19 protein-coding genes are annotated in these 22232 nt (G+C 64.9%); 7 read left to right on the top strand and 12 right to left on the bottom strand.

Annotation, left to right across the window (positions count from 1 at the left end; translation table 11 throughout):
* Window positions 1-97: 97 nt before the first annotated feature.
* The 5 genes from KP010_RS08205 to KP010_RS08185 are packed head-to-tail and all read right to left on the bottom strand — an operon-like array spanning window position 98 to window position 4452.
* Window positions 98-811 (bottom strand): hypothetical protein, encoded by a 714-nt coding sequence (locus tag KP010_RS08205; protein ID WP_142863342.1) that lies wholly within the window; start codon window positions 809-811, stop codon window positions 98-100.
* The gene (locus tag KP010_RS08200) at window positions 811-1545 is read right to left on the bottom strand and encodes a hypothetical protein (RefSeq protein ID WP_142863343.1); all 735 of its coding nucleotides are present in this window, start codon (window positions 1543-1545) and stop codon (window positions 811-813) included. The genes KP010_RS08205 and KP010_RS08200 overlap by 1 nt, the downstream gene beginning before the upstream one ends.
* Window positions 1542-2354, bottom strand: a complete 813-nt coding sequence (locus KP010_RS08195; RefSeq protein WP_142863344.1) for an ABC transporter ATP-binding protein — start codon at window positions 2352-2354, stop codon at window positions 1542-1544. The genes KP010_RS08200 and KP010_RS08195 overlap by 4 nt, the downstream gene beginning before the upstream one ends.
* A gap of 37 nt (window positions 2355-2391) precedes the next feature.
* Window positions 2392-3390, bottom strand: coding sequence for an iron ABC transporter permease (locus KP010_RS08190; RefSeq protein ID WP_142863345.1), 999 nt, complete (start codon window positions 3388-3390; stop codon window positions 2392-2394).
* A gap of 12 nt (window positions 3391-3402) precedes the next feature.
* Complete coding sequence (locus KP010_RS08185; RefSeq protein ID WP_142863346.1) at window positions 3403-4452, bottom strand: ABC transporter substrate-binding protein; 1050 nt, start codon at window positions 4450-4452, stop codon at window positions 3403-3405.
* A 440-nt stretch (window positions 4453-4892) separates the two neighbouring features.
* Here KP010_RS08185 and fdhF point away from each other — a divergent pair, with 440 nt between their 5' ends.
* From fdhF to KP010_RS08165, 4 genes are all read left to right on the top strand, one after another.
* On the top strand, window positions 4893-7769 hold the full coding sequence (gene fdhF / locus KP010_RS08180) for a formate dehydrogenase subunit alpha (protein WP_142863347.1): 2877 nt from the start codon (window positions 4893-4895) through the stop codon (window positions 7767-7769).
* Window positions 7770-8194: 425 nt separating this feature from the next.
* Entirely contained in the window at window positions 8195-9790 is a 1596-nt protein-coding gene (locus tag KP010_RS08175) for a sugar transferase (protein WP_185966514.1), read from the top strand.
* Window positions 9791-9846: 56 nt separating this feature from the next.
* Window positions 9847-10869 carry an enoyl-CoA hydratase/isomerase family protein gene (locus KP010_RS08170; protein WP_216280729.1) on the top strand — a complete coding sequence of 341 codons (1023 nt, stop codon included), beginning with the start codon at window positions 9847-9849 and terminating at the stop codon, window positions 10867-10869.
* Between the two features lie 36 nt (window positions 10870-10905).
* The gene (locus KP010_RS08165) at window positions 10906-11760 is read left to right on the top strand and encodes a nitroreductase family protein (RefSeq protein WP_142864794.1); all 855 of its coding nucleotides are present in this window, start codon (window positions 10906-10908) and stop codon (window positions 11758-11760) included.
* Window positions 11761-11770: 10 nt separating this feature from the next.
* Here the strand turns inward: KP010_RS08165 and KP010_RS08160 are convergent, their stop codons facing one another.
* From KP010_RS08160 to KP010_RS08135, 6 genes are all read right to left on the bottom strand, one after another.
* A complete protein-coding gene (locus tag KP010_RS08160; RefSeq protein ID WP_216280728.1) occupies window positions 11771-12595 on the bottom strand; it encodes an ABC transporter permease in 825 nt (274 codons plus the stop codon).
* A gap of 48 nt (window positions 12596-12643) precedes the next feature.
* Window positions 12644-13396, bottom strand: a complete 753-nt coding sequence (locus KP010_RS08155) for an ATP-binding cassette domain-containing protein (RefSeq protein ID WP_216280727.1) — start codon at window positions 13394-13396, stop codon at window positions 12644-12646.
* Window positions 13393-14436, bottom strand: coding sequence for a YVTN family beta-propeller repeat protein (locus tag KP010_RS08150; protein ID WP_246660017.1), 1044 nt, complete (start codon window positions 14434-14436; stop codon window positions 13393-13395). Before KP010_RS08150 ends, KP010_RS08155 begins: the two co-directional genes overlap by 4 nt.
* 83 nt (window positions 14437-14519) lie before the next feature.
* Window positions 14520-15704 carry an ABC transporter substrate-binding protein gene (locus KP010_RS08145; protein WP_142863515.1) on the bottom strand — a complete coding sequence of 395 codons (1185 nt, stop codon included), beginning with the start codon at window positions 15702-15704 and terminating at the stop codon, window positions 14520-14522.
* 28 nt (window positions 15705-15732) lie between these two features.
* Window positions 15733-16137, bottom strand: a complete 405-nt coding sequence (locus KP010_RS08140) for a calcium-binding protein (RefSeq protein WP_108915665.1) — start codon at window positions 16135-16137, stop codon at window positions 15733-15735.
* Between the two features lie 115 nt (window positions 16138-16252).
* The gene (locus KP010_RS08135) at window positions 16253-17653 is read right to left on the bottom strand and encodes an ATP-binding protein (RefSeq protein WP_142863516.1); all 1401 of its coding nucleotides are present in this window, start codon (window positions 17651-17653) and stop codon (window positions 16253-16255) included.
* 115 nt (window positions 17654-17768) lie between these two features.
* Here KP010_RS08135 and KP010_RS08130 point away from each other — a divergent pair, with 115 nt between their 5' ends.
* The gene (locus KP010_RS08130) at window positions 17769-18401 is read left to right on the top strand and encodes a response regulator transcription factor (RefSeq protein ID WP_108915667.1); all 633 of its coding nucleotides are present in this window, start codon (window positions 17769-17771) and stop codon (window positions 18399-18401) included.
* Window positions 18402-18609: 208 nt separating this feature from the next.
* Here the strand turns inward: KP010_RS08130 and KP010_RS08125 are convergent, their stop codons facing one another.
* Window positions 18610-19230: a response regulator transcription factor gene (locus tag KP010_RS08125; RefSeq protein ID WP_142863517.1), complete on the bottom strand. Its 621-nt coding sequence runs from the start codon at window positions 19228-19230 to the stop codon at window positions 18610-18612.
* A 117-nt stretch (window positions 19231-19347) separates the two neighbouring features.
* On the opposite strand from KP010_RS08125, the gene KP010_RS08120 reads away from it, so the two are divergent.
* Complete coding sequence (locus KP010_RS08120) at window positions 19348-20697, top strand: histidine kinase (RefSeq protein ID WP_142863518.1); 1350 nt, start codon at window positions 19348-19350, stop codon at window positions 20695-20697.
* Between the two features lie 229 nt (window positions 20698-20926).
* The gene (gene hemA, locus KP010_RS08115) at window positions 20927-22213 is read left to right on the top strand and encodes a 5-aminolevulinate synthase (RefSeq protein WP_142863519.1); all 1287 of its coding nucleotides are present in this window, start codon (window positions 20927-20929) and stop codon (window positions 22211-22213) included.
* Window positions 22214-22232: the final 19 nt, after the last annotated feature.

The following is a 22232-nucleotide window of genomic DNA, read 5'->3' as shown; positions in this document are numbered from 1 at the left end:
GTAATCAGATGCGCTCGTGGCGGCAAGTCTAATCTATTGGCAGATAGACGCATATTGCGTCACCATGCGTGATATAGACTGCTTGTCGTATTTGCGATCATCGAGATTTTTTCGGCGTCTCGACGCCGATGGACTCCCATTGTCCATCGCCGATGCGGCGCAAGGGCAGCACGGCGCGCCCCGCCGCGAGCTGCGGCCGCAGGCGACCATGGGTGTCGACCCAATCCTGCGGCGCCGGCGCCTCGGCGTCCGTCTCCAGCGAGACGGGAATCACGCCCATCGCTTTCAGTTCTCGCACTTGCACGGCGCGTTCGACGCCGCGCAGCCCGCCGGCGAATTCCAGCCAGCGCCCGGACCATCCGCGCGCTGTCAATCCGACGGCCGCCGCGGCGCCGATGAGGCCGCGGCGTGTGCGCGAGCCCGTGGCCCGCATATCTGCGAGCAGGGGCTCCAGCTCGTCGAAACGAACTTCACGCCGGCTCGCCTCGCAGCCGAAGGCCGCGAGGCTTTCGGCCTCCCCGCCGGCGGCGACGAGGATTCCGGGGGCGCTGGAAGGGGCGGCGTGTGTTTCGACATAGGCGGCGGCGCGCGCGAGGAGAAAGTCGCGCGCATCAGCGCGCTCGCTTTCGACGACGAGGCAGGAGGCTTTGTTGTTGGTCGTCGCCGCGACGCCGGCAAAGAGAATATGGCCGACCGAACCGATGAAGCGCGCCTCGCCGTCCAGCGTGTCGCCGAATTCGCGCGCCAGCCGCGCCGTGCTCGCCGCCCAGCCGGCGCCGTCGGTGTCGTCCATGCCGATGAGAATGCGCATCAGTCGGCGACCTCCGCATCGCGCGGGCGCTTGCCGAGGGCGATCAGGCGGCCGTCCTCCTTCTCCTCGATCGGCGCGACGGCGCGCCCGCCCCACAGCCGCGGCGACAGCCAGCCGCCCGTATGGATCAGCGCTCGTGGGTCGAGCGCCTGCGCCTTTTTGTCGATCGCGACCGCCTCTATGCCTGCCTCCGCCAGAGCGGCGACCGAGATCGGATCGGGCAGGCGGCGCAGCCTTCCATATTCGAGAAAACGGCCGGACCAGCCATAGGCGGAGAGCCCGACCGCCGCCAATGCGCCGATGATTCCGTCATTGGTTCCGCCGAGGCCGAGCAGCGTGACGCCAGCGCGCGCGGCGACCGCTCGCGCATGATCCTGCGTCTCGATCTCATGCGTGCAGGAGAGGCCGAATTCGACGATTTCGGAAAGATCGTCGCTCTCCCGCGCGACGCAGAGGCCGGGGTCGGAGCCGTCGCTGGCGAGCTCGGCGATATGCGCGATCGCGCGCGCGGTGAGCGCGGGAATCAGCGCTTCATCGTCGATCTCCACCACGGCGCAGGCCGGGCTGTTGTGCGAGGTGAAGGGAATGCGCGGATCGATGAGCAATTGATGCCGTAGCGCGCCCCAGAGCCGCGCGCCGTCGGGAAGCTTGCGCTCGAACATCCGCACCAGCCGCCCGGTGCCGATTTCGGCTCCGGCGACGTCGGTGTCGTCGAAACCCATATAGAGCTTCATCTCGGCGCTCCTTCTCGGCGCTCGACGATTGGCGCGAGACGCCGCGCGCCGAAAGGATCGTCGAAAACCGCCACTTCGACGCCATAGAGGCGCCGCATCCGCTCCGCCGTCACCACTTGCTGCGGCGGGCCGTCGGCCTCTATGCGGCCTTCGTGTAGAATAGCGATGCGCGTCGCGATCTGCATCGCATGTTCGGGATGATGCGTGCTGACCAGCACGCCGTGGCCGTCGGCGGCGAGCGCCGACAAATGCCGCATCAGCCGCAGCTGATAGCCATAGTCGAGGCCCGTCGCGGGCTCGTCCATTACCAGAAGGCGCGCGCCTTGCGCCAAAGCGCGGGCAATGAGCGTGAGCTGCCGTTCGCCGCCGGAAATCTCCGTATAGGGCCGGTCGATCAGCCGCTCTATGCCGAGCCGCGCGATGATGGATTCGACGATCTCGCGATCTTCCGCGCGGGGCGCGCGCAAGAGCCCGGTCTCCGGCAGGCGGCCGAGCATGACCACCTCGCGCACCGTATAGGGAAAAGGCGTGACATGGCCTTGCGGCACATAGGCGACGCGCTGCGCGATCTCGCGCCGTGAGAAGGAGGAGAGCGGCGCGCCGTCGAGCCGAACCTCGCCGCGGCTCGCCGAGAGAAAGCCGAGCAGCAGGCGGAAGAGCGTGCTCTTGCCCGCGCCATTGGCGCCGAGCAGAGCGAGAATCTCCCCGGCGCCGAAACCCAGCGTCGCCCCCTCCAGCACGCTCCGCTTTCCGCGCGCAAAATGCAGATCGAGGCCCTGGAGCTGCGATCGAGGAGAGGGTTCTCTCACGGCTTGCTTCCTCTCCGGCGCTCGACCGCCGCCCGCCTCACGCCCAGGCCCTCCGCGCCCGGCCGAGGACGAGGATGAAGGCCGGAATGCCGAGCAGTTCGGTGACGACGCCGATCGGAATCTCCGCGCGGGTGATATTGCGCGCGACGCAATCGGCGGCGATCAGAAAGGCCGCGCCGAGCAGAGCGCTGGCCGGCAGCAGCCGGCTGTTGGTCGGCCCTATGGCGAGCCGCGCGACATGCGGCACGACCAGCCCCACCCAGCCGATCATGCCGGCGAGCGAGACGGACAGCGAGGAGGCCAGAGTCGCCGCGGCGATGACGCCATAGCGCGTCACATGAACCGGCACGCCGAGCGAGCGCGCCTCGTCGTCGCCCATGGAGAGCGCGTCCAGCGCCCGGCCGGCCAGCGTCAGCGCGCCGACGCCCAAGAGGATCGCCGGCGCCGCGCCCTTCAGCTGTTTCAGATCGACGGCGCCGAGGCCGCCCATCATCCAATAGACGATGGCGGGAAGCTGGTCGTAGGGATCGGCGGCATATTTGACGAGCGACAGCGCCGAGGTGAACAGGGCCCCGGAGATCATGCCGCCGAGCACCAGAGTGACCATGGAGGCGGAGCCGAAGAGATTGGAGATGAGGACGCCGAGGCCGACCGCGACGAGCCCCATGACGAAGGCGGAGATTTGCACGGTGAGACTATCGCCCGAGAGCAGAATGCCGAGCGCCGCGCCGAAGCCGGCCCCGCCGAGCACGCCCAGAATGCCCGGCGAGACCAGCGGATTGCGAAACACCGCCTGAAAGGACGCGCCCGAGCTCGACAGCGCCGCGCCGATGAGCCCCGCCGCCAGCACGCGCGGCAGGCGAATCTCGACGATCAGATTGCGCAAGAGGTCGAAGCGCTCGGGCGGCAGATCGACGAGGCCGAGGCAGGCGCCGAGAAAGCCGAGAATATCGCTCGGCGCGAGCGGATAGCGCCCGACCGACAGAGCGATGAGAACGACCGCCAGCAGAAGGAAAGGGAGGAGAGCGAGGCGCATCGAGATCGCCGCTCACTCCATTATGCGCGAGAAATCGGCGTCGGAAATATCGACGCCGAGGAAGAGCCGGTAGAATTTCTTCGTCTCGGCCTTCAGATCGAGCGGAAAGCGGGTCGGATAGAAGAGATTGGCGAGCCATTGGACGCCGAGCGCGCGCATATAGCTCGGCGGACGGTCCAGCCAATTGAAGGGCGAATGCGGGACGTTCACGATGCGGCCGTTCTTCACCGCCTCCACATTGCGCCAGAGCTCGCCGCCCTCGGCCAGTGCGATGAAGCTCTTGTTTTGCGTCAATATCAGCGAGGGCTTCAGCGCGACGATCTGCTCGACGCTGATCTTCTCCATGCCGACATGCGAGGTCTGCTCGCAATGATAGACATTGTCGCCGCCGGCGATGAGGATCGGCTCGGTATGGAAGCTCTTGTCGCAATCGGTCGCGAGCCCGTCCGCGGATTCGGCGTAATAGACGCGCAGCTTCTCGGCCGGGGGAATATCGGCGGTCGCCTTGCGCACGCGGGCGAGCGCGTCGCGAATATAGGCGGCCATCTCATTCGCCTGCGCCTCGCGTCCGAACACGCGGCCGAGAAAGGCGAAGGCCTCCGCATAATCGTCGAGCGTATCGAGCTTCAGGAATATCACCGGAACTTTGATCTTGGCGAAGCTCGCCTCGACCTGGCTCTTCTCCTGATAGAAGCCGAGCCAGGCGATGACGAGATCGGGACGCATCGCCGCGATCTCCTCGAGATTGAGCTGGCGCCCCATGCCCGCATTGCTGCCGAGCACGGGCAGATCGAGCGCTTCCTTGCGATAGAGCGATTTCTCGTCGCCGCGCATGGGCACATTGACGCCGATGAGCCGTTCCGGCGCTATGGCGTAGAGCGTCGCCATGACCGGCGGCGCCGCGCCGAAAACGCGGCGAGGGTCGGCCGGAATGACGACTTTGCGGCCGGCCATATCGGTGATCTCGCGCGTCTCCGCGCGCGCGGGGGCGGTCGCGAGCGCGAGCAGCGCCAGCAGGGCGAAGAGGAAGCGCTCTCGAGAAAGAAGACGCGTCGAGGGCATGGACGGGGCCTTTCGACCTTCGGAGAAGGGGGAAGACGCATACGATATGTATACGTCTTATATATATAACGACCATAGAGACCGAAGGCTGCGCCGCGCAAGGCCTAAATCAGCCCCGGCCGTCCTTTTCGACGCGCGTCCGGCTTTTCGGCCGATCGGCCGAAAAGAAAGAGCCAGAAGACTCGCGGCCCGGGGCGGGGATTGGACCACGCGCCGTCCGGCTCGCAGCGAGCTTCCCGAACGATCGTCTTTCGTATCGATATATTCGACGCATATGTTTCTGCACAGCTGCGGCCATTCCCACGTATCTGCGGCATCCTGACGAGATTATAGGCGTCGCCTATGAAGCGACGATTTGCAGATATTGACAAAAACCTCCCCGTCAATCGTTATGTAATTTTACTACATCGAATCCGTTCGGCCTCGCGGGGACCAGAATCATGAGCCTCATCAAGGAAATCGACTATGGAACGCCGGCTTCCCGCTCGCAGAAGGAAGTCACTCTGACCATCGACGGAACGCAGATCACGGTCCCGGAAGGCACGTCGATCATGCGCGCGGCGATGCAGATCGGCATAGAGATCCCCAAACTCTGCGCCTCGGACAATCTCCATTCCTTCGGCTCCTGCCGCCTCTGCCTCATCGAGATCGAGGGGCGCGGCAATCTCTCCGCCTCCTGCACCACGCCCGTCATGCCGGGCATTGCGGTGAAGACCTTTTCGCCGCGGCTCGACTCCATCCGCCGCGGCATAATGGAGCTCTATATTTCCGACCATCCGCTCGACTGTCTCACCTGCCCTGCGAATGGCGACTGCGAACTGCAGTCCATGGCCGGCGCGGTGAGCCTGCGCGAGGTGCGCTATGGCTATAGCGGGCGCAACCATGTGACGGCGCGGCGCGATGGCCGCCGCAATGAGGATTGGAAGCCCAAGGACAAATCCAATCCTTATTTCACTTACGATCCGTCCAAATGCATCGTCTGCAATCGCTGCGTGCGCGCCTGTCAGGAAGTGCAGGGCACATTCGCGCTGACGATCGAAGGCCGAGGCTTCGACAGCCGCGTCTCGCCCGGCGCCGGCGAGGCCTTCATGGAATCCGAATGCGTTTCCTGCGGCGCCTGCGTGCAGGCCTGCCCGACGGCGACGCTCATCGAGAATTCGGTGGTCGAGATCGGCCAGCCGGAACATTCGGCCGTCACCACTTGCGCCTATTGCGGCGTCGGCTGCACCTTCAAGGCGGAGATGCGCGGCGAGGAAATCGTGCGCATGGTCCCGTGGAAGGACGGCAAGGCCAATCACGGCCATAGCTGCATCAAGGGCCGCTTCGCCTATGGCTATGCGCTGCATCGCGACCGCGTGACCAGCCCGATGATCCGCGAGAAGATCACCGACCCCTGGCGCGAAGTGTCATGGGAGGAGGCGATCTCCCACGCCGCTTCCGAATTCGAGCGCATTCAGGCGAAATACGGCCGCCTCGCCGTCGGCGGCATCACCTCCTCGCGCTGCACCAGCGAGGAGACTTTTCTGGTGCAAAAGCTCATCCGCAGCGGCTTCGGCAATAATAATGTCGACACTTGCGCGCGCGTCTGCCATTCGCCGACCGGCTATGGCCTCAGCCAGGCTTTCGGCACGTCGGCCGGCACGCAGGATTTCGACTCGGTCGCCGAGGCCGATGTCGTGCTGATCATCGGCTGCAATCCGACCGACGCGCATCCTGTCGTCGGCGCGCAGATCAAGCGGCGTCTGCGCGAGGGCGCGAAACTCATCGTCGTCGATCCGCGCCGCACCGAGCTGGTGCGCTCGCCCCATATAGAAGCGGCCTTTCATCTACCGCTGCGTCCGGGCACCAATGTCGCGATCGTCACCGCTCTCGCGCATGTGATCGTGAAGGAGGGGCTCGTCAACGAGGCCTTTGTGCGCGAGCGCTGCGATTTCGACGAATATCTCGAATGGGCCGCCTTCGTCGCCGAGGAGCGCAACAGCCCGGAGCAGATCGAGAAATTCACCGGCGTTCCGGCGCATCTGGTGCGCGGCGCGGCGCGTCTCTACGCCACCGGCGGCAACGCCACTATCTATTATGGTCTCGGCGTGACCGAGCACAGCCAGGGCTCGACCACAGTGATGGCGATCGCCAATCTCGCTATGGCGACCGGCAATCTCGGCCGCCCCGGCGTCGGCGTCAATCCGCTGCGTGGGCAGAACAATGTGCAGGGCTCCTGCGACATGGGCTCCTTCCCGCATGAGTTCCCCGGCTATCGCCATGTCTCCGACGACAATGTGCGCGAGCTGTTCGAGGAGGCGTGGGGCGTTCCATTGGACGGCGAGCCGGGGCTGCGCATTCCCAACATGTTCGACGCCGCCGTCGATGGCGTGTTCAAAGGCATGTATGTGCAAGGCGAGGATATTCTCCAATCCGACCCCGACATCAAGCATGTCTCCGCCGGTCTTGGCGCGCTGGAATGTCTCGTCGTGCAGGACCTCTTCCTCAATGAGACCGCCAATTACGCCCATGTGCTGCTGCCGGGCGCGAGCTTCCTCGAGAAGGACGGCGTCTTCATCAACGCCGAGCGGCGCATCCAGCGCGTGCGGCGCGTGATGAGCCCCAAGGCCGGCTATGCGGATTGGGAGGTGACGCAGCTTCTCGCCAATGCGCTTGGCTGCAATTGGACCTATACGCATCCGAGCCAGATCATGGACGAGATCGCACGGCTGACCCCGACGTTCAAAGGCGTCTCCTATGAGAAGCTCGAGCGGGACGGCTCGGTGCAATGGCCCTGCAACGATGCGACGCCGGAGGGTATGCCGATCATGCATATCGACGGCTTCGCGCGCGGCAAGGGCAAATTCGTCATCACCGAATATGTGCCGACGGAGGAGCGCGCCGGGCCGCGTTTCCCGCTGCTGCTGACGACGGGGCGCATTCTCTCGCAGTATAATGTCGGCGCGCAGACGCGCCGCACCGAGAACAGCCAATGGCATCCAGAGGACGTGTTGGAAATCCATCCGCATGATGCGGAAGTGCGGGGCGTGCGCGAGGGCGATTGGGTGCGCGTGCAGAGCCGCGCCGGCGAGACGACGCTGCACGCCAAGATCACCGATCGCGTCGCGCCGGGCGTCGTCTACACGACCTTCCACCATCCTCTGTGCCAGACCAATGTCGTCACCACCGACAATTCCGATTGGGCGACCAATTGCCCGGAGTATAAGGTGACTGCGGTGCAGGTCTCGCCCTCCAACGGCCCCAATGAATGGCAGGAGCGCTATCGCGAAATGTCGGAGAAGAGCCGGCAGATCGTCGGCGCCGGCGAGGCGCGCTAGACGATCGCCCGGAGAGCGAGCGCCGGGCGCAGACAGCGGGACGTGATTCGGGAATCGCCGTCTCGATTGTTTCGGCTCGATGATTCCGTTCGATCCTCGCGCCGACGACGCTCGCGGACTTATCCACAAACGACGCTCTGCAAATCGGCGCCGATTGCGGCGGCGCGTCATCGCGCTCCGATTTGGCCACGCTGCGCCGATCATGGCGATGCGCCTCCCGCATCGTCCGATCGGACCGCCTTTCATTGTGCGCTGCAATCATTTTCCGAGCGATACCACGATATTGCGCGGCCATGCGCGGGCTCCGGCTTCGGCGTTGCGATCGTGATCGGCGCGAGCGTCCGTCTTTGGCCTTAGACGCCGGCCCGGAGTGACTTTTCGAAAATTGCGGGCCAGTTTTCGATCGCATTCGGAGAATCGGCGCTATGCGATTGGCTTCCCCAGCATCGAGAGATCGCAATCAATTTCGAATCGAGACAGCCGATCTGCTATTGGCGATCACGGCGCCTTTCGTCGCGCTCGCTCTGCGCGATCCCGTATTGCTCGATCCCGGCGATTTTCCAGCGACCATTCCGGCGCCCTATCAATATGGCTTCGTTTCCGCAGCTTGCGCCATTCTTCTGATTCTCGCCTTTCGGCTCGGCGATCACATGGGGCAGTTCTTCTCGCTGCGCGACGCCTTCGCCGTCTGCAGCGCTTCGGCTTGCGCGGTCGCGCTCGGCTGCCTGCTCCTTTTCGGAGTCATGCGCATCGAGGGCGTGCCGCGTTCGACGCCCTTGATCTTCGGCCTCGTGCTGAGCGCCGGCATGATCGCGATACGCATCGCGGCGCGCGCCTTTCACAAGGATCTCTGGCCTGGGCGTGGGGCCGACCGCGACGTGGCGAAGGCCGATCCGCGGCGCGTGATCGTCGTCGGCGTCGACCGTCTCGCCTCGGCCGCGATCAAATTGACGGATGAGCTGCGGCCGCGAAAGGCGCAGGTCGTGGCGGCGCTCGATGCGCGTCCGCGTCTCCGCGGCCGCAAGATCGCCGGCGTCTCCATCGTCGGCGATCCGCGCGACATCGGCGCCGTCATCGACGAATACGCCATTCATGGCGTCGAAGTCGACGAGGTCTGGCTCGCCGAAGATCCGGCCTCCTCGCCCGTCGATCGCCTCGCTGCGATCGAGTCGCAATGCGCGGCGCGCGGGGTCGTCGCCATCGGAATTTCGCAGGCGTTGAATTTCATCGCTTCGCCGCAGGACGATGCGGCCGCCGCGGCGATCGAGAGCTATGAGACGCCGGCCTACTTCAAAGCGAAGCGGCTCATCGAGTTCTGCGCGGCGAGCGTGCTGCTCGTCGCCATGCTTCCTCTCGCGCTCTGCGTCGCCTATGTCGTCTATCTCGATGTCGGCGCGCCTCTGCTGTTCTGGCAGCAGCGCCTGGGGAGGAACGGCCAGAAGTTCCTGCTCTACAAATTCCGCACCTATCGCGCGCCTTTCGACGCACATGGCCGGCCGGCGCCGGAGAACACGCGACTCTCGCGCGTCGGGCGTTCGATCCGCGCGAGCCGTCTCGACGAGATTCCGCAGCTCTATAATGTGATCGTCGGGCATATGTCGCTGATCGGTCCGCGGCCTCTTTTGCCGCAAGATCAGCCGGACGATCCGGGGCCGCGCCTCAGCGTGCGCCCGGGAGTGACCGGATGGGCGCAGATCAATGGCGGCACCAGCGTCTCGCCGGAGGAAAAAAACGCGCTCGACCTCTGGTACATCAGGCACGCGTGTCTGCGCCTCGATCTCGAAATCATCGTCAGCACGATCCTCGTGGCGCTGACGGGGGAGCGGCTGAATGGGCGCGCGGTCGATCACGCGCTCAGCTGGTATCGACGGGAATTCGAAGCGCCGAACCGCGACGCCGTCACGATGGGCGAAGCCCCGCGGGATCGTCGCCGGCGCGAGGAGGCCGCCCGCGCCGACAGGCGACGCGCCGTCGGCGCCGTGCGCATCGAATATCCTTATCGCGCCGTCGAGCCCAGCTGATTTCTCCGCCAGGTCGACGTCGCCGAGCTTCAGACGGCGGAGGAGAGATTTTCGATATGCGGCACGAAACCGAGTTTCAGCAAAAGGCGCGCGAGGCGCTCGGTCTCGTCGATGTTCCGGGACTGCGATACGAAACCATCGACGAGACGCTGCGCGTCACAATATCCGATCCATCCAATCACAATGCGTTGACGAAATCCGCGATGGACGGTCTCTATGAGACGCTTCGCCGCTTTCGCGCGCTTCCTTTCGATAGGCTGGAGATCGATTTCGATACGGCCTCGGGCTCGGTCGCCTGCGCCGGCCTCAATCTCGAGGATTTCGAAGCGGCCGCCCGCCGATTGCGTCCCGGCGAAGATCTGCTCGGAGCGGACAATTATTTCGTTCGCGCCGCCGCGGCTCTGCGCGGCCTGGGCGAGACGGTTTCGACGCGCGCCGTCGTCGGCGGACACCTCGTCGGCGCCGGCGTCGAATTGGCGCTCAGCTGCGGCGAGATCGTCTGCGCGCGGGCAGACGCCAAAATTCTGCTGCCGCATTTGCGGATCGGCGTTCCCTATCATACCTACGGCCTCTGCCATATGGCCGGCGTCATCGGCTGGGACGTGATGTCGCGCGCGATGGTGACGGATGCGATTCCGATTTTGCTGTCCGACGTTCTCGCCGATCGCGGCAGGATCGAAAGCGCGACGCCCGCCGAGCGCATCGCCGACGCGAAAATCGCGCTCCAGCGAATGGCGGCGGTGTTTCACGACCGGCCTGCGCGAATCGGCGACGCCTTTTTCGCCGTGCAAGATCGCACCGGAAGGACGCGGCAGATCGCCGAAGCGCATCTGATGCAGATATTGTCGCATATCGCCTTCGCCGGCGAGATGGATGCGCTGCCCGATGCGCTGAGCGAGATCATAGACGCGCCGCGCCTGCGCGCCTCCTCGAGCGCCGAAGGCCGGCTGGCCGAGTCGATCGCGGCGCATCGACAAACGCCGAAGCGCCTCAATCGCCATTTTTCGAAAGCCATCGGCGCCAGCCTCGCCTCCGAGGAGCCGGGCGGCGACGAAATCACATTGTCCTTGTCCGATTGACGCGCCGCGGCCGGCGAGACGAAGAGGAGAATCGCAATGGAGGCGATCGGCCTCGAACGAGGATTGCGCGAGCGAAGGGCGATACGACATTATAGCGATTCGCGGGTCGACGACGCTCTGCTCGCGGAAATTATCGAGCTCGCGTCATGGGCTCCCTCGCCCGGCAACACGCAAGCGTGGAAAGTGATCGCGCTCGGTCACGACGCCTCGAAGGATGTGATCGCGCGTTTCGAGCTTGCCGGATGGGAATCCGTCTTCCCGGTGCTGGAACAGGTGCTGCGCAATGGCGCGGCGGAGCGCGCCTCGATCGCGCCGAAAAGCGATTTGGAAGACGTGAGCCCGGCGACGGCGGACGAGTGGAGCCGGCGCGTGATCGCCATGTATCGACAGCGCTTCGAGGTGCGCGGCTCGCCGAGGCTGGTCTTCGTCTATCGCGTCGCCGATCGAAAGCGATATGTCGATCTCGCCTTTCTGTCTTTGTCGGCGCTGATCCGACGATCCCTTGGCAAGCCTTCGCCGCTCGGAGCGATGCGTTGCTTTTTCGCGGCCTTGCGCGACATTCCCGTGCTTTTGCGCGTCAATGCGCTGACACGCACTTTCGGACTGGCCAATTTCACTTACGCGCTCACGCTCGCCGCCCATTCGCGTGGACTTTCGACCTGCATTCAATCCAATTATCTCAATGTGCAGCGCGATCTTCGACGCTATCTCGGCCTCGGCGCGGATGTCGACATCGTCGCCTCCATATTGGTCGGCTTTGAGGCCGACGACGCGCTGCCGGCGCCCGAGATGTTCCGAACGCGCAAGCCCGTCGCGGTCGATTGGATCGAGACGACGCCCGGGACCGTCGCAGCGCGTCGCGGCGAGCGCGTCTTCGAGGCGGCGGAATGAGCGGGACGGCTCAGCCGCCCTTGCGCATCAGCATTCCTTTGGCGGGATCATAGGCGATGAGCGCGCCGGCGGAGAAGAGAGTCGTATAGGCGGCGACCGCCGCGAGCGATTCCCAGGAGATTTTTTCATAGAAGGCGAAGCGGATCAGCTCCACCGCATGGGTGAAAGGATTGACGACGCAGAGCCAATAGAGAACCGGGCTCGACTCCTGCACGCGCCACAGCGGATAGAGAGCGGAAGAGGCGAAGAACATCGGGAAGATGACGAAATTCATCACGCCGGCGAAATTCTCGAGCTGCTTGATCGCGGAGGAGAGCAGCATTCCGAGCGCGCCGAACATCAGCCCCGCGAGCATGAGCGCAGGAAGAACGGTGAGATAGCCGAACGGCGTCGGCGGCTCGATCTCCCAGAAATAGGCGATGACGAGATAGGCGTAGACTTGCAATATCGAGACGGCGACGCCGGCGAAGAGCTTGGCGCCGAGCAGGAACCAGCGCGGAAAGGGCGAGACCAGCAGCGTGCGCATATTGCCCATCTCGCGGTCATAGACCATCGACAGCGAGGATTGCATTCCATTGAAGAGCTGGATCATCGCCATCAGGCCGGGCGTGATATAGACCTCATAGAGAACATAGGTCTCATAGGGCGGGATGATGGACACGCCGAGCACTTGGCGAAAGCCGGCGGCGAAGATCAGCAGCCACACCAAGGGGCGCACCAGAGCGGAGACGAAGCGCTCGCGCTGATGCAGGAAGCGCAGAGCCTCGCGCCAGACGACGCCGGAAAGGCAGATGGCGTATTGGCGTGCGGTGAAGCCGCTGGTTTCGGTCGTCATCGAGATTCCATTCTGAGAGCGAGCCATCAGGCTCGCATCGCAAGGGCGTCATGCCGCGTCCCGCGCCTTGGCGCCGGTCAAATGCTCGAATGCGGCGCCGATCGACTCTGTCGATGTCGCCGCCATTATATTCACCGATGTGTCGGCGGCGAGAACCTTGCCCTGATGCAGCACGACGACATCGTCGCTCGGCGTCACCTCGTCGATGAGATGCGTGGTCCACAGCACGGCGAGCCTGCGTTCGGCGACGAGCGCACGCACTTGCGCGAGAATATCGGCGCGCGCCTTTATGTCGAGGCCGACGGTCGGCTCGTCGAGCAGCAGCAGGCGCGGCTCATGCAGCAGCGCGCGCAATATTTCGACGCGGCGCATCTGCCCGCCGGAGAGATCGCGCGCCTTGTCCTTGGCGCGATCGGCGAGGCCGGCGCGCTCCAGCAGCGCGGCGCCGCGCTGCTTCGCCTCCGCGGGGCCGATGCCGTGCAGCGCCGCGTGATAGATGAAATTCTGCGTCACGCTCAATTCGAGATCGAGCGTGCGCGCCTGGAAGACGACGCCGAGCCGGCGCAGCGCCGCGCCGCTCTCGCGCGCGACGTCATGGCCGAAGATTTCGATTTTGCCTTCGCGCGCGGCGTAGAGGCGCGTGATGAGCGAGAACAGCGTGCTCTTGCCGGCGCCATTGAGGCCGAGCAGGACGGTGAAGCTCCCCGCCGCGACGGAAAAGCTCACATCGTCCAGCGCGCGCCGCGCGCCATAGCTGTGGCCGATATGCGCGACGTCGAGCGCGAGCGGTTCGTCGCTCACTTCGTCGCCACCGCAATGCCCCAGGGGAAGGCTCCCACGGGGATCGACTTCAACACTTTCAGGCTGGCGGCGTCGACGATGGAAATATCATTGGAGACGCCATTGGCGGTCAAAAGATATCTCTCGTCCGGCGTGAAGGCGAGGTGCCAGACGCGCTGGCCGACGAGCAGATATTTCTCGATTTTTTTCGTCGCCGTGTCGATGACGGCGACGCGATTGGCGGGGCCGAGAGCGACGAAGGCGCGCTTGCCGTCATTGGTGAAGGCGATGCCGATCGGCTGGATCGCCTCCTTGGAGAGGCCCGGAATCTCGAAGCGGATTTTCTGCGTCACCTTATGGCTCTGCGGATCGATGATCGCGACCGTGCCGCCGATCTCCGACGACACCCACAGCTCGGAGGCGTCCGGCTTGAAGGCGGCGAAGCGCGGACGCGCATCGACGAGCACATTGGCGATGATCTGCTTCGTCTGCGTGTCGATGAGATGCGCCATATTGGTGGTCTCGGACGTATTGACGAGAATGCGTCCGTCCGGGCTCACCGCCATGCCTTCCGGCTCGACGCCGACAGGCACGTCGCCGATCTGGCGCTTGGTCTTGGTGTCGATCATGGTGACGAGATTGTCGTTCTCATTCGACACATAGACGGTCTTGCCGTCGGGGCTCAATATCATCAGCTCGGGATCGGGGCCCGAGGGCAGATTGCCGGTTATCTTGAGCGTCCTGGTGTCGAGCACTTGAATCGTGTCGTCGTCGCCTGCGCAGATATAGACCTCGGAATTATCCTTGGAGATCTCTATGCCGCGCGGCCGGCGGCCGACTTTCACGGTTTTGATCGCCTCCATCTTGTCGGTGTCGATGATGGTGACGCTATTGCCTTTCTCATTGCTGACATAGGCGGTGAAGGCGTGAGCGGGCGAGGCGAGAAGCAGCGCCGCGATCGCAGCCGAGCAGAACGCGCGCGCTCGCTCCCACTCGAGGGAGAAGGCGTGTGAATGCGGGACGGACGAGGGGCCGTTCGGGGAAGCTTCGAGGGCCCTCATCCGACCCCACTTCGTGGGGCCACCTTCTCCCGCGAGCGGGAGAAGGAGTCGCGCACGAAGGCTATTGGTCAGCGTCGTCGTTTTCATTTCAGCCTGCATTTGGTTTCGGGCTTGTCGACGCCCAATGTGTCGAGCTCGGAGGTCTGATGCAGGAAGCCGTCCTGCGGCGACACCGAAACAATCATGCGGCCGTCGCCGAGCAGGATAGGCTGGCGCAGCTGAAGATTCCAGGGCCGCAGCGACAGGCGCACGCCCTTGAAGGCCGCTATGTTGAAATCCGGCCCGGTGAGATAGGCGGCCAGCGTCTTCGGATCGGCGGAGGAGGCGCGCGTGACGGCTTCGCCGATCATGCGCGCGGCGATCCAGGCCTGATGATCGTGGGCGTTCATGCCGCGATGAAACTGCGCGCGGAAGCGGTTTTGCAGCTGCACCGCGCCCCATTGCTCATGCGAGGCGTCCCAGCTCGTCGGAACGAGGCCGGCCGAGCCCGCGACCGGACGCGGATCGAATGTTCGATAGGGCAGATAATTGCCGAACACCTCGCTCTCGTCGGCGGCGATCAGCACGTCATAATTCGCGCCTTGCGTCAGCGGCGGAATCAGCCGCTGCGTCTGCACGCTGCCCGAATCGGAGCGGCGCCCGCCCTCCGTGTCGACATAGACGCGCTCGTCCACGATCTTCGCGCCGAATTTCTTGGCGCTGGCGCGATAGGCGGCGGCGAGCAGCTCGTCCTGCGGATGCGAGCCCTTGATGATGAGCCAGCGACGCCATTGCTTCCAGACGAGATATTGCGCGAGGCCGTCGGTCAGCATGGAGCGCGTCGGCGCGACATGAATCACATTGGCGCGGCAGTCCGCCTCGCGCAGCCGCTCGTCGGTCGCGCTCACATTGAAGAGCAGCGTCTCGCGCGATTTCAGCGTATCGGCGACATGCAGGAGGTCATCGGCGGGAAGATCGGCGAGAATGGCGACGGCGCCCTGGTCGAGCAGCTTTTGCGCGGCGGCGACGGCGTCATCGCCGGGCGCGAGCTTCTCGTCGATGGCCTCATAGCTCTGGCCGGTGAAGCGGCCGGTGGTGTTGTCGTCGGCGACGCCGATCAGCGCGCCGGCGAGCGTGTCGTCCTCGGCCGGCAGGTCGAGGATCGACAGAGTTTCGCTCGAATGTTGCTGGCGCAGCACGCCGAATTTCACCCGCAGCGGCTCGGCCGCGGCGGGCAGTATGGAGAGGATGGCGGCGACCGAAACGCCGATGACGCAACGCTTGATCATGACGCTAGTCGGTCGCTCCTTTTTTCGCTCAGCGAATCAGCTTCAGCAGCGCCTTGCCCGCCTTGGACTTCAGCTCCTTGGCGTCGAGCGTGCCTTCATCGTCCTTGTCCGCCGCTTTGAACAGCTTGCCGACGAGGGCGAGATATTCCTCTTTCGTGAGCGTTTTGTCATCGTCCGGATCGGCGGCGGCAAATTCTTTCTTGCCGATGCGCGCGCCGACCTCCTTGCGGTCGACGGTGCCGTCATTGTCCTTCTCGAGCTTGTCGAAGACGGCCGCGGCAGCCTTGCTCACTTCGGCGATGTCGAGCGTGCCGTCATTGTCCGTATCGAAAGTCTTTATGGGCGAGGGCGCGGCGATGGCCGGCTGCGCGGCGATGGGCGCGGCGAGGCAGAGACCTGCGCCGAGGGCGATCATTTGAAATTTCGAAACCATATGCGCCTCCTTGTCCTGTCGTAAATCGCGACAAATCGGAAATCAGAATCTCCGATTTTTCCCAATATAGACAGGCCCGGCGCTTCGCACAAAGGGACCCGACGACAAGGCTGCGCTACAGATCGTCGCCCTCGCGCTCCTCGGCCTCGGGAAGTTCCTCCACCTCGGGAAGCGGCAGCAGCACCTCTATGCGCGTGCCGCCCTCCGGCCGGCGCTCCATGCGCATCACGCCGCCGAGCGTATGGACACGCTCGCTCATGCCGATGAGGCCGAGGCCGAATCTATGCTCTTCCGGCAGGCCGACGCCATCGTCCTCCACCACCACGCGCAATGCTTCGGCTGCGCCGGCGAGCTCGGGCGGCGCCTCGACGAATTCGAGACGCGCCTCGGCGTTGGCGGCGGAAGAGTGGCGGAAAATATTGGTGAGCGCCTCTTGCACCACGCGATAGGCGGTGAGCGCCGATCGTTCGTCGAGGCAGGAGAGATCATGGGCGATGCGCAGCGACAGCCGCACATCGGCGCGGCCGTCGCTCCAGGAGGCGACGAGTCCGCGCAAGGCGGTCTCGAGGCCGAGCTCGCTCATCGCCGGCGGGCGCAGTCGCTCGAGCATACGCCGCAGCAGCGTCTGCAACGCCTGCCCGGCGGCGTCTATATTGGCGCAGCTTCGCTGCAACAGATCGCGATCGGGAAAATTTCCCGAAGCCGCGGCGGCGAGCGTCGCCGCGCCGGCGCGGATGGAGAAGAGGCAGGGGCCGGCTTCGTCATGCAGATCGCGGGCGATGTCGCGGCGCTCGGAATCCTGCACGGCGAAGAGGCGCTCGATGAGCGAGTGATTCTCCTCCTGCACGCGATCGAGCGTCGACGCCAGCGAATTGAGCTTTTGGGAAATATCCCTGAATTCGGACGCGCCGCGCAGATCGAGTCGCACCGCCGTCTCGCCCGCCTCGAGCCGCGCCAATCCACGTCCGAGCGAATCGAAGGGAGCGAGCGTTCGGCGCAGCAGCGCCAGCACCAGCGCCAGCATCAGCAGCGTGACGGCGAGGCTGATCGCGCCGAGCCACAAAAGATCCGACCAGATTTCGGCGAGCTCGTCGACCGGATTGAAAATAATGGCGATATTGCCGTATTGCACGTCGCCGATGCGCGCTGGAATAATGTCCACTTTCGGCGCTGGCGCGACGAGGCTGACGAACCAATCCGGCACGCCGTTCTTGATTTCGGAGCGCAATTGCGAGTCGAAATTCGGCGCCGTGTCGTCATTCGGCAGAATCTCGATTTCGATGTGGCGCAGATTGCGCAGACTGTCGAAGAGCCGCCGCAGCGATGGAATCGGGTCCTTCGTCTCCTGCACGCTCGCGAGCGCCGTCTCGACCAGCTCATGCGACAAATGCTCTATGCTCTCCGCCTCGGCGCGCACGCGCGGGCCGGCATGGCCGATCATGATCGCGACATTGACCGCCAGCATGGCGGTGAGGACGATGGCGATGAGCCAGCCGAGCCTCGCCTTCAACGACATAGTATGCTCCCGGTTTCGCCGCGGACCCCGCGCAGGCCGGCGCGCGGGCCGGCGATTGACAAAGAAGATTTTGTATTCCCATAGTAATCTCGCTTACCAAGAGTGGCTATGCCCGATGCGCGTGCTGATCGTCGACGACCATCCCATGGTGATTGCCGGGTGCCGCGGCATGTTGTCCGGCCAATCGGACATTGAAGTGCTGGAGGCGCGCGACGCCGACGCCGCGCTCGAGGCGCACGCTTCCGCGCAGCCGGACGTCATCGTGCTGGATATAAATCTGCCGGGGCTTTCCGGATTCGAGCTGCTGCGACGAATGCTCAAGCGCAAGCCGGACACCAAGGCGATCGTCTTCACGATGAATGACGACCCCGTCTTCGCTGCGCGCTCCATAGAACATGGCGCCAAGGGCTATCTCGCGAAAAACGAAGACCCCGCGCAATTCCTCAAGGCGGTGCGCATGGTCGCCGCCGGAGAGCGCTATCTCTCCAACCAAGTGGCGCAAAAGCTCGCTTTTTTCGATCAGAAGCACGGCGCCAATCCGCTCGAAGGGCTCAACGGCCGCGAGCTGGAGATTTTGCGCCTGCTCGCGGAAGGCAAGGGCATGGCCGAGATCGCGCACATCATGCGCGTCTCCTACAAGACGGTGGCGAACAGCTGCTCTCTGCTCAAGCGCAAGCTCGGCGCCCGCTCGCGCGCCGATCTCATCCGCATCGCCGTCGAAAATAAGCTCGCGAAAGAATTGGTCTGAATCTCGGTGTGAGCTCCTTCTCCCGCTCGCGGGAGAAGGTGGCCCTCGCGTCAGCGAGGGTCGGATGAGGGCTCTGCGTGTTCAGAATTGCCGATTTATCCGGGAATTTTTAGACATTTCGTGCTGGAAAATTTAGAAAGAAAAATCCGCGGACCCTCATCCGACCCCGCCTTCTCCCGAAGGCGGGAGAAGGAAGAGCCCCTCTCCTTCACGCCAATCGCTGCTCTATCGCTATGCGCACCAGATCCATCGGCGTGCGCGCGCCGAGCTTGCGCTTGAGCAGCGAGCATGTGTTGGCGATCGTCTTGTAGGACACATGCACCGCATCGGCGATTTCGGTCATGCTCGAGCCCTTGCCGAGCAGGCGCAAAATCTCGAGCTCGCGCGAGCTCAGCTCCGCCAGCGGATTGGCGAGGGCCGAGGTCTTGTCGAAGGCGAGGCGATTGGCGAGCTTCGGCATCAGGAACACGCCGCCCGCCGCCACCTCGCGCACCGCGCGCAGCAGCAGAAACGGATCGTCGTTCTTGGTCACATAGCCGCGCGCGCCGGCCTCTATCGCCCGCGCGGCGAAGATCGGATCGTCATTCATCGAAAAAATGACGATGCGCGCCTCCTCGTCGTGACGCAGCATTCGGCGCGTCAGCTCGAAGCCCGAGGCGCCGGGCAGATTAATGTCCACGACGGCGACATCCGGCCGCCATTCCACGAAGAGCGTCAGGGCCGTCTCGGCGTCGCCGGCGTCGCGCGCTTCGATGTCGCCCTCGCCGGCGAGCATCGCCGCGCAGCCGGAGACGATGATCGGATGATCGTCGACGATCAGGACACGCATCTTTTTTTCGAACTCGCGACGCAGTGTTTCGAGGACGCTACGGCCGGAAGCGTCGGGACGGATTGACCAAGCGCTACCCTTACGTAAAGTCGCCGCGCATTGCAAAGGCGGGTCCCCATGCTGGAAAGTTTATCCTTGCGCGCCAGGCTGTTGGCGCTGCTCGGCGCGACGCTCGCGACCGGCCTCGCTCTCGGCGTCGGCCTGCTGATGCTGCACGCCGCCTCGCGCGTGCGGGCCGAATCGGACAGCACCGCCCGCCTCGCGCGGGAATTCGTGGCGACGGCGCTGGCCAGCGTGGCGGAGAGCGACGATCCGCTGTCCGCCCTTCGCGTCCGGCTCGCCGAGGTGGAGCGGCTGCGGCACATTCATATTTTCATGGCCGGCTCCGGCGCGGCGGGCGCGCCCGCTGGGGAGGGGCGGCGCGCGCCGGCCTGGTTCGCGGCGCTCGTCGCCGGGCCGCCGAGCGAGACGCGCATCGCCCTGGACGGCCGCGGCCCACTGCGCGGCGAGCTGGCGCTGGCCGCCGATCCGGGCGACGAGATCGACGAGATATGGGAGGAGGCATGGCTGCTGGCGCTGGGCGCGGGGGCGCTGGCGCTCGCCGGCTTCGGCGTGGTGTCGATCGTCGTCTCTCGCGCGCTCGCGCCCGTTTCGACGCTCGCCGAGGCGCTGCATCGGCTCGAACGCGGCGATCGCAGCGTGCGCATGGCGGCGGGCGATGCGCCGGAGTTCGTCGCCATCGCCTCCCGAGTGGATGCGCTGGCGCAGACGCTCGCGCGTCTGGACGCGGAGAATCGCGCGCTCGTCGAGCGCATCATCCATGTGCAGGATGCGGAGCGGCGCGACATCGCCCGCGATCTGCATGACGAGATCGGGCCGTTTCTGTTCAGCATTCGCGCCGGGCTCGGCGCGCTCGCGCGCAAGCTCGAGGGCGCACGTCGGGAAGATTGCCTGACCATCGACGCGCAGCTCGGCGCATTGCAGCAGGTCAATCGCCGCATCCTCGGCCGGCTGCGGCCGGCTGCGCTGGACGAAATGGGTCTCGAGGGGGCGTTGCAGGCGCTGGCCCAGGGCTGGCGCGATCTCGAGCCCGAGGTCGCCGTCGGTCTGCATGTCGCCGAGACCGGCGAGCCGCTCGACGAGACCATCGCGCTCACCGCCTATCGCATCGTGCAGGAGGGGCTGACCAATGTGTTTCGCCATGCGAGCGCCGCGCGGGTCGATGTGACGGTCGAGCGCATCGTCGCAGGCGCAGAGAGCGAATTGCGCATCCTCGTGCGCGACGACGGCGCCGGCGTTTCGGCAGGCGTGCGCGAAGGCATCGGCCTGCGTGGAATGGGCGAGCGCGTCGCCGCGTTGGGCGGCCGACTGACGCTCGAATCGACATCGCCGCGCGGCGCCGCGCTGCAAGCGCGTCTTCCTCTGCCGACCGGGGCGTCGCTCGAAACATTGTGCGACGCAAAATAGGATTGCGCGGCGCAGCAGTCGTTTTATTTCGCGCTCACGCTCGCGGAGAGAAAAGCATTCGTGGCCATTTCGTGACTTTGTCTCGGCGCGACGTTCTGCCTCTCGCCAAGCCTCTTCGGATAGTTTATGTAGCAAAACGCACAAAGCGGGAGCAGCGCGGTCCGATCGCGCGGCAGTCCCGCGGGGCCAAGAGTATCGGTCCCCCTATCGTGGTATGAAGGGTCGTCACATGAACTATCGGCGCTTTTTCGAGACGGCGGTCACTCGTCTCCAGGAGGAACGCCGATATCGGGTCTTCGCCCATCTCGAACGCTGCGTCGAAACCTTTCCGCAGGCGGTCTGGCACCGGGACGACGGCTCCACCCGCGATGTGACGATCTGGTGCTCCAATGATTATCTCGGCATGGGCCAGCACCCCGAGGTGATCGCCGCAATGGTGGAGACCGCCTCGCGCGTCGGCGCCGGCGCCGGCGGCACGCGCAACATTTCCGGCACCAGCCACGCGATCGTGGAGCTCGAGAGCGAGCTCGCCGATCTTCATGGCAAGGAGGCCGCGCTGGTCTTCACCTCGGGCTGGATATCCAATCTCGCCGCTATATCGACGATCGCCGATCTTCTGCCCGATTGCGTCATTCTCTCGGACGCCTCCAATCACAATTCGATGATCGAGGGCGTGAAGCGCTCGCGCGCCGAGCGCAAGATCTTCCGCCACAATGATCTCGCTCATCTCGAGGAGCTGCTGATCGAGGCCGGCGCGCGGCCCAAGCTCATCGTCTTCGAGAGCCTTTATTCGATGAACGGCAATATCGCTCCGGTCGCCGAGATCGCGGCGCTCGCCGAGCGCTATGGCGCGATGACCTATATCGACGAGGTCCATGCCGTCGGCATGTATGGCGCGCGCGGCGGCGGCATCTGCGAGCGCGAGGGCGTGATGCATCGCATCGACGTCATCGAGGGCACGCTGGCCAAGGGCTTCGGCACGCTGGGCGGCTATGTGGCGGGCGATCGCGTCGTCATCGACGCCATTCGCAGCTATGCGGCTTCCTTCATCTTCACCACCGCTCTGCCGCCCGCCGTCGCCGCCGCGGCGACGGCCGCCGTTCGTGTGCTCAAGGCGCGCTCCGATTTGCGCGCTGCGCATCAGCGCGCCTCGCATATCACCAAACATGCGCTGGCGGCGGCCGGCCTGCCGGTGCTGGAGAATGGCTCGCATATCGTGCCGGTGATGGTGCGCGACGCCGAGCTGTGCAAGGCGGCGAGCGACATGCTGCTCGAGCGCCACGACATCTACATTCAGCCGATCAATTATCCGACCGTGGCGCGCGGCTCGGAGCGTCTGCGCATCACGCCGACGCCGCGCCATACGCCGGAGCATATCGTCGCTCTGGTGGAGGCGGTGGCGGATGTGTGGCAGACGCTCGGCATTCCCTTCGTCGAGCCGCCGCAGCATCTGCATGTCGATCAGGAGAGCCGCGAGCGCTGTACCTATCCCGAGATCAAGCTCGCCGCGCAGTGAGCGGCGAGCTCTCTCGGGA

The sequence above is a fragment of the Methylosinus sp. KRF6 genome, assembly GCF_018887255.1.
GTDB lineage: Bacteria > Pseudomonadota > Alphaproteobacteria > Rhizobiales > Beijerinckiaceae > Methylosinus > Methylosinus sporium.
This window is presented reverse-complemented; position numbering and strand designations above follow the sequence as displayed.

What these genes read in the sequence shown, in the direction of transcription:
- KP010_RS08140 (WP_108915665.1), bottom strand. Translation starts at nt 16,137, where the DNA reads ATGGTTTCGAAATTTCAAATGATCGCCCTCGGCGCAGGTCTCTGCCTC.
- KP010_RS08120 (WP_142863518.1), top strand. Translation starts at nt 19,348, where the DNA reads ATGCTGGAAAGTTTATCCTTGCGCGCCAGGCTGTTGGCGCTGCTCGGC.
- KP010_RS08165 (WP_142864794.1), top strand. Translation starts at nt 10,906, where the DNA reads ATGGAGGCGATCGGCCTCGAACGAGGATTGCGCGAGCGAAGGGCGATA.
- hemA (WP_142863519.1), top strand. Translation starts at nt 20,927, where the DNA reads ATGAACTATCGGCGCTTTTTCGAGACGGCGGTCACTCGTCTCCAGGAG.
- KP010_RS08135 (WP_142863516.1), bottom strand. Translation starts at nt 17,653, where the DNA reads ATGTCGTTGAAGGCGAGGCTCGGCTGGCTCATCGCCATCGTCCTCACC.
- KP010_RS08130 (WP_108915667.1), top strand. Translation starts at nt 17,769, where the DNA reads ATGCGCGTGCTGATCGTCGACGACCATCCCATGGTGATTGCCGGGTGC.
- KP010_RS08150 (WP_246660017.1), bottom strand. Translation starts at nt 14,436, where the DNA reads ATGAGGGCCCTCGAAGCTTCCCCGAACGGCCCCTCGTCCGTCCCGCAT.
- KP010_RS08175 (WP_185966514.1), top strand. Translation starts at nt 8,195, where the DNA reads ATGCGATTGGCTTCCCCAGCATCGAGAGATCGCAATCAATTTCGAATC.
- KP010_RS08125 (WP_142863517.1), bottom strand. Translation starts at nt 19,230, where the DNA reads ATGCGTGTCCTGATCGTCGACGATCATCCGATCATCGTCTCCGGCTGC.
- KP010_RS08190 (WP_142863345.1), bottom strand. Translation starts at nt 3,390, where the DNA reads ATGCGCCTCGCTCTCCTCCCTTTCCTTCTGCTGGCGGTCGTTCTCATC.
- KP010_RS08170 (WP_216280729.1), top strand. Translation starts at nt 9,847, where the DNA reads ATGCGGCACGAAACCGAGTTTCAGCAAAAGGCGCGCGAGGCGCTCGGT.
- KP010_RS08185 (WP_142863346.1), bottom strand. Translation starts at nt 4,452, where the DNA reads ATGCCCTCGACGCGTCTTCTTTCTCGAGAGCGCTTCCTCTTCGCCCTG.
- KP010_RS08160 (WP_216280728.1), bottom strand. Translation starts at nt 12,595, where the DNA reads ATGACGACCGAAACCAGCGGCTTCACCGCACGCCAATACGCCATCTGC.
- KP010_RS08205 (WP_142863342.1), bottom strand. Translation starts at nt 811, where the DNA reads ATGCGCATTCTCATCGGCATGGACGACACCGACGGCGCCGGCTGGGCG.
- fdhF (WP_142863347.1), top strand. Translation starts at nt 4,893, where the DNA reads ATGAGCCTCATCAAGGAAATCGACTATGGAACGCCGGCTTCCCGCTCG.
- KP010_RS08200 (WP_142863343.1), bottom strand. Translation starts at nt 1,545, where the DNA reads ATGAAGCTCTATATGGGTTTCGACGACACCGACGTCGCCGGAGCCGAA.
- KP010_RS08145 (WP_142863515.1), bottom strand. Translation starts at nt 15,704, where the DNA reads ATGATCAAGCGTTGCGTCATCGGCGTTTCGGTCGCCGCCATCCTCTCC.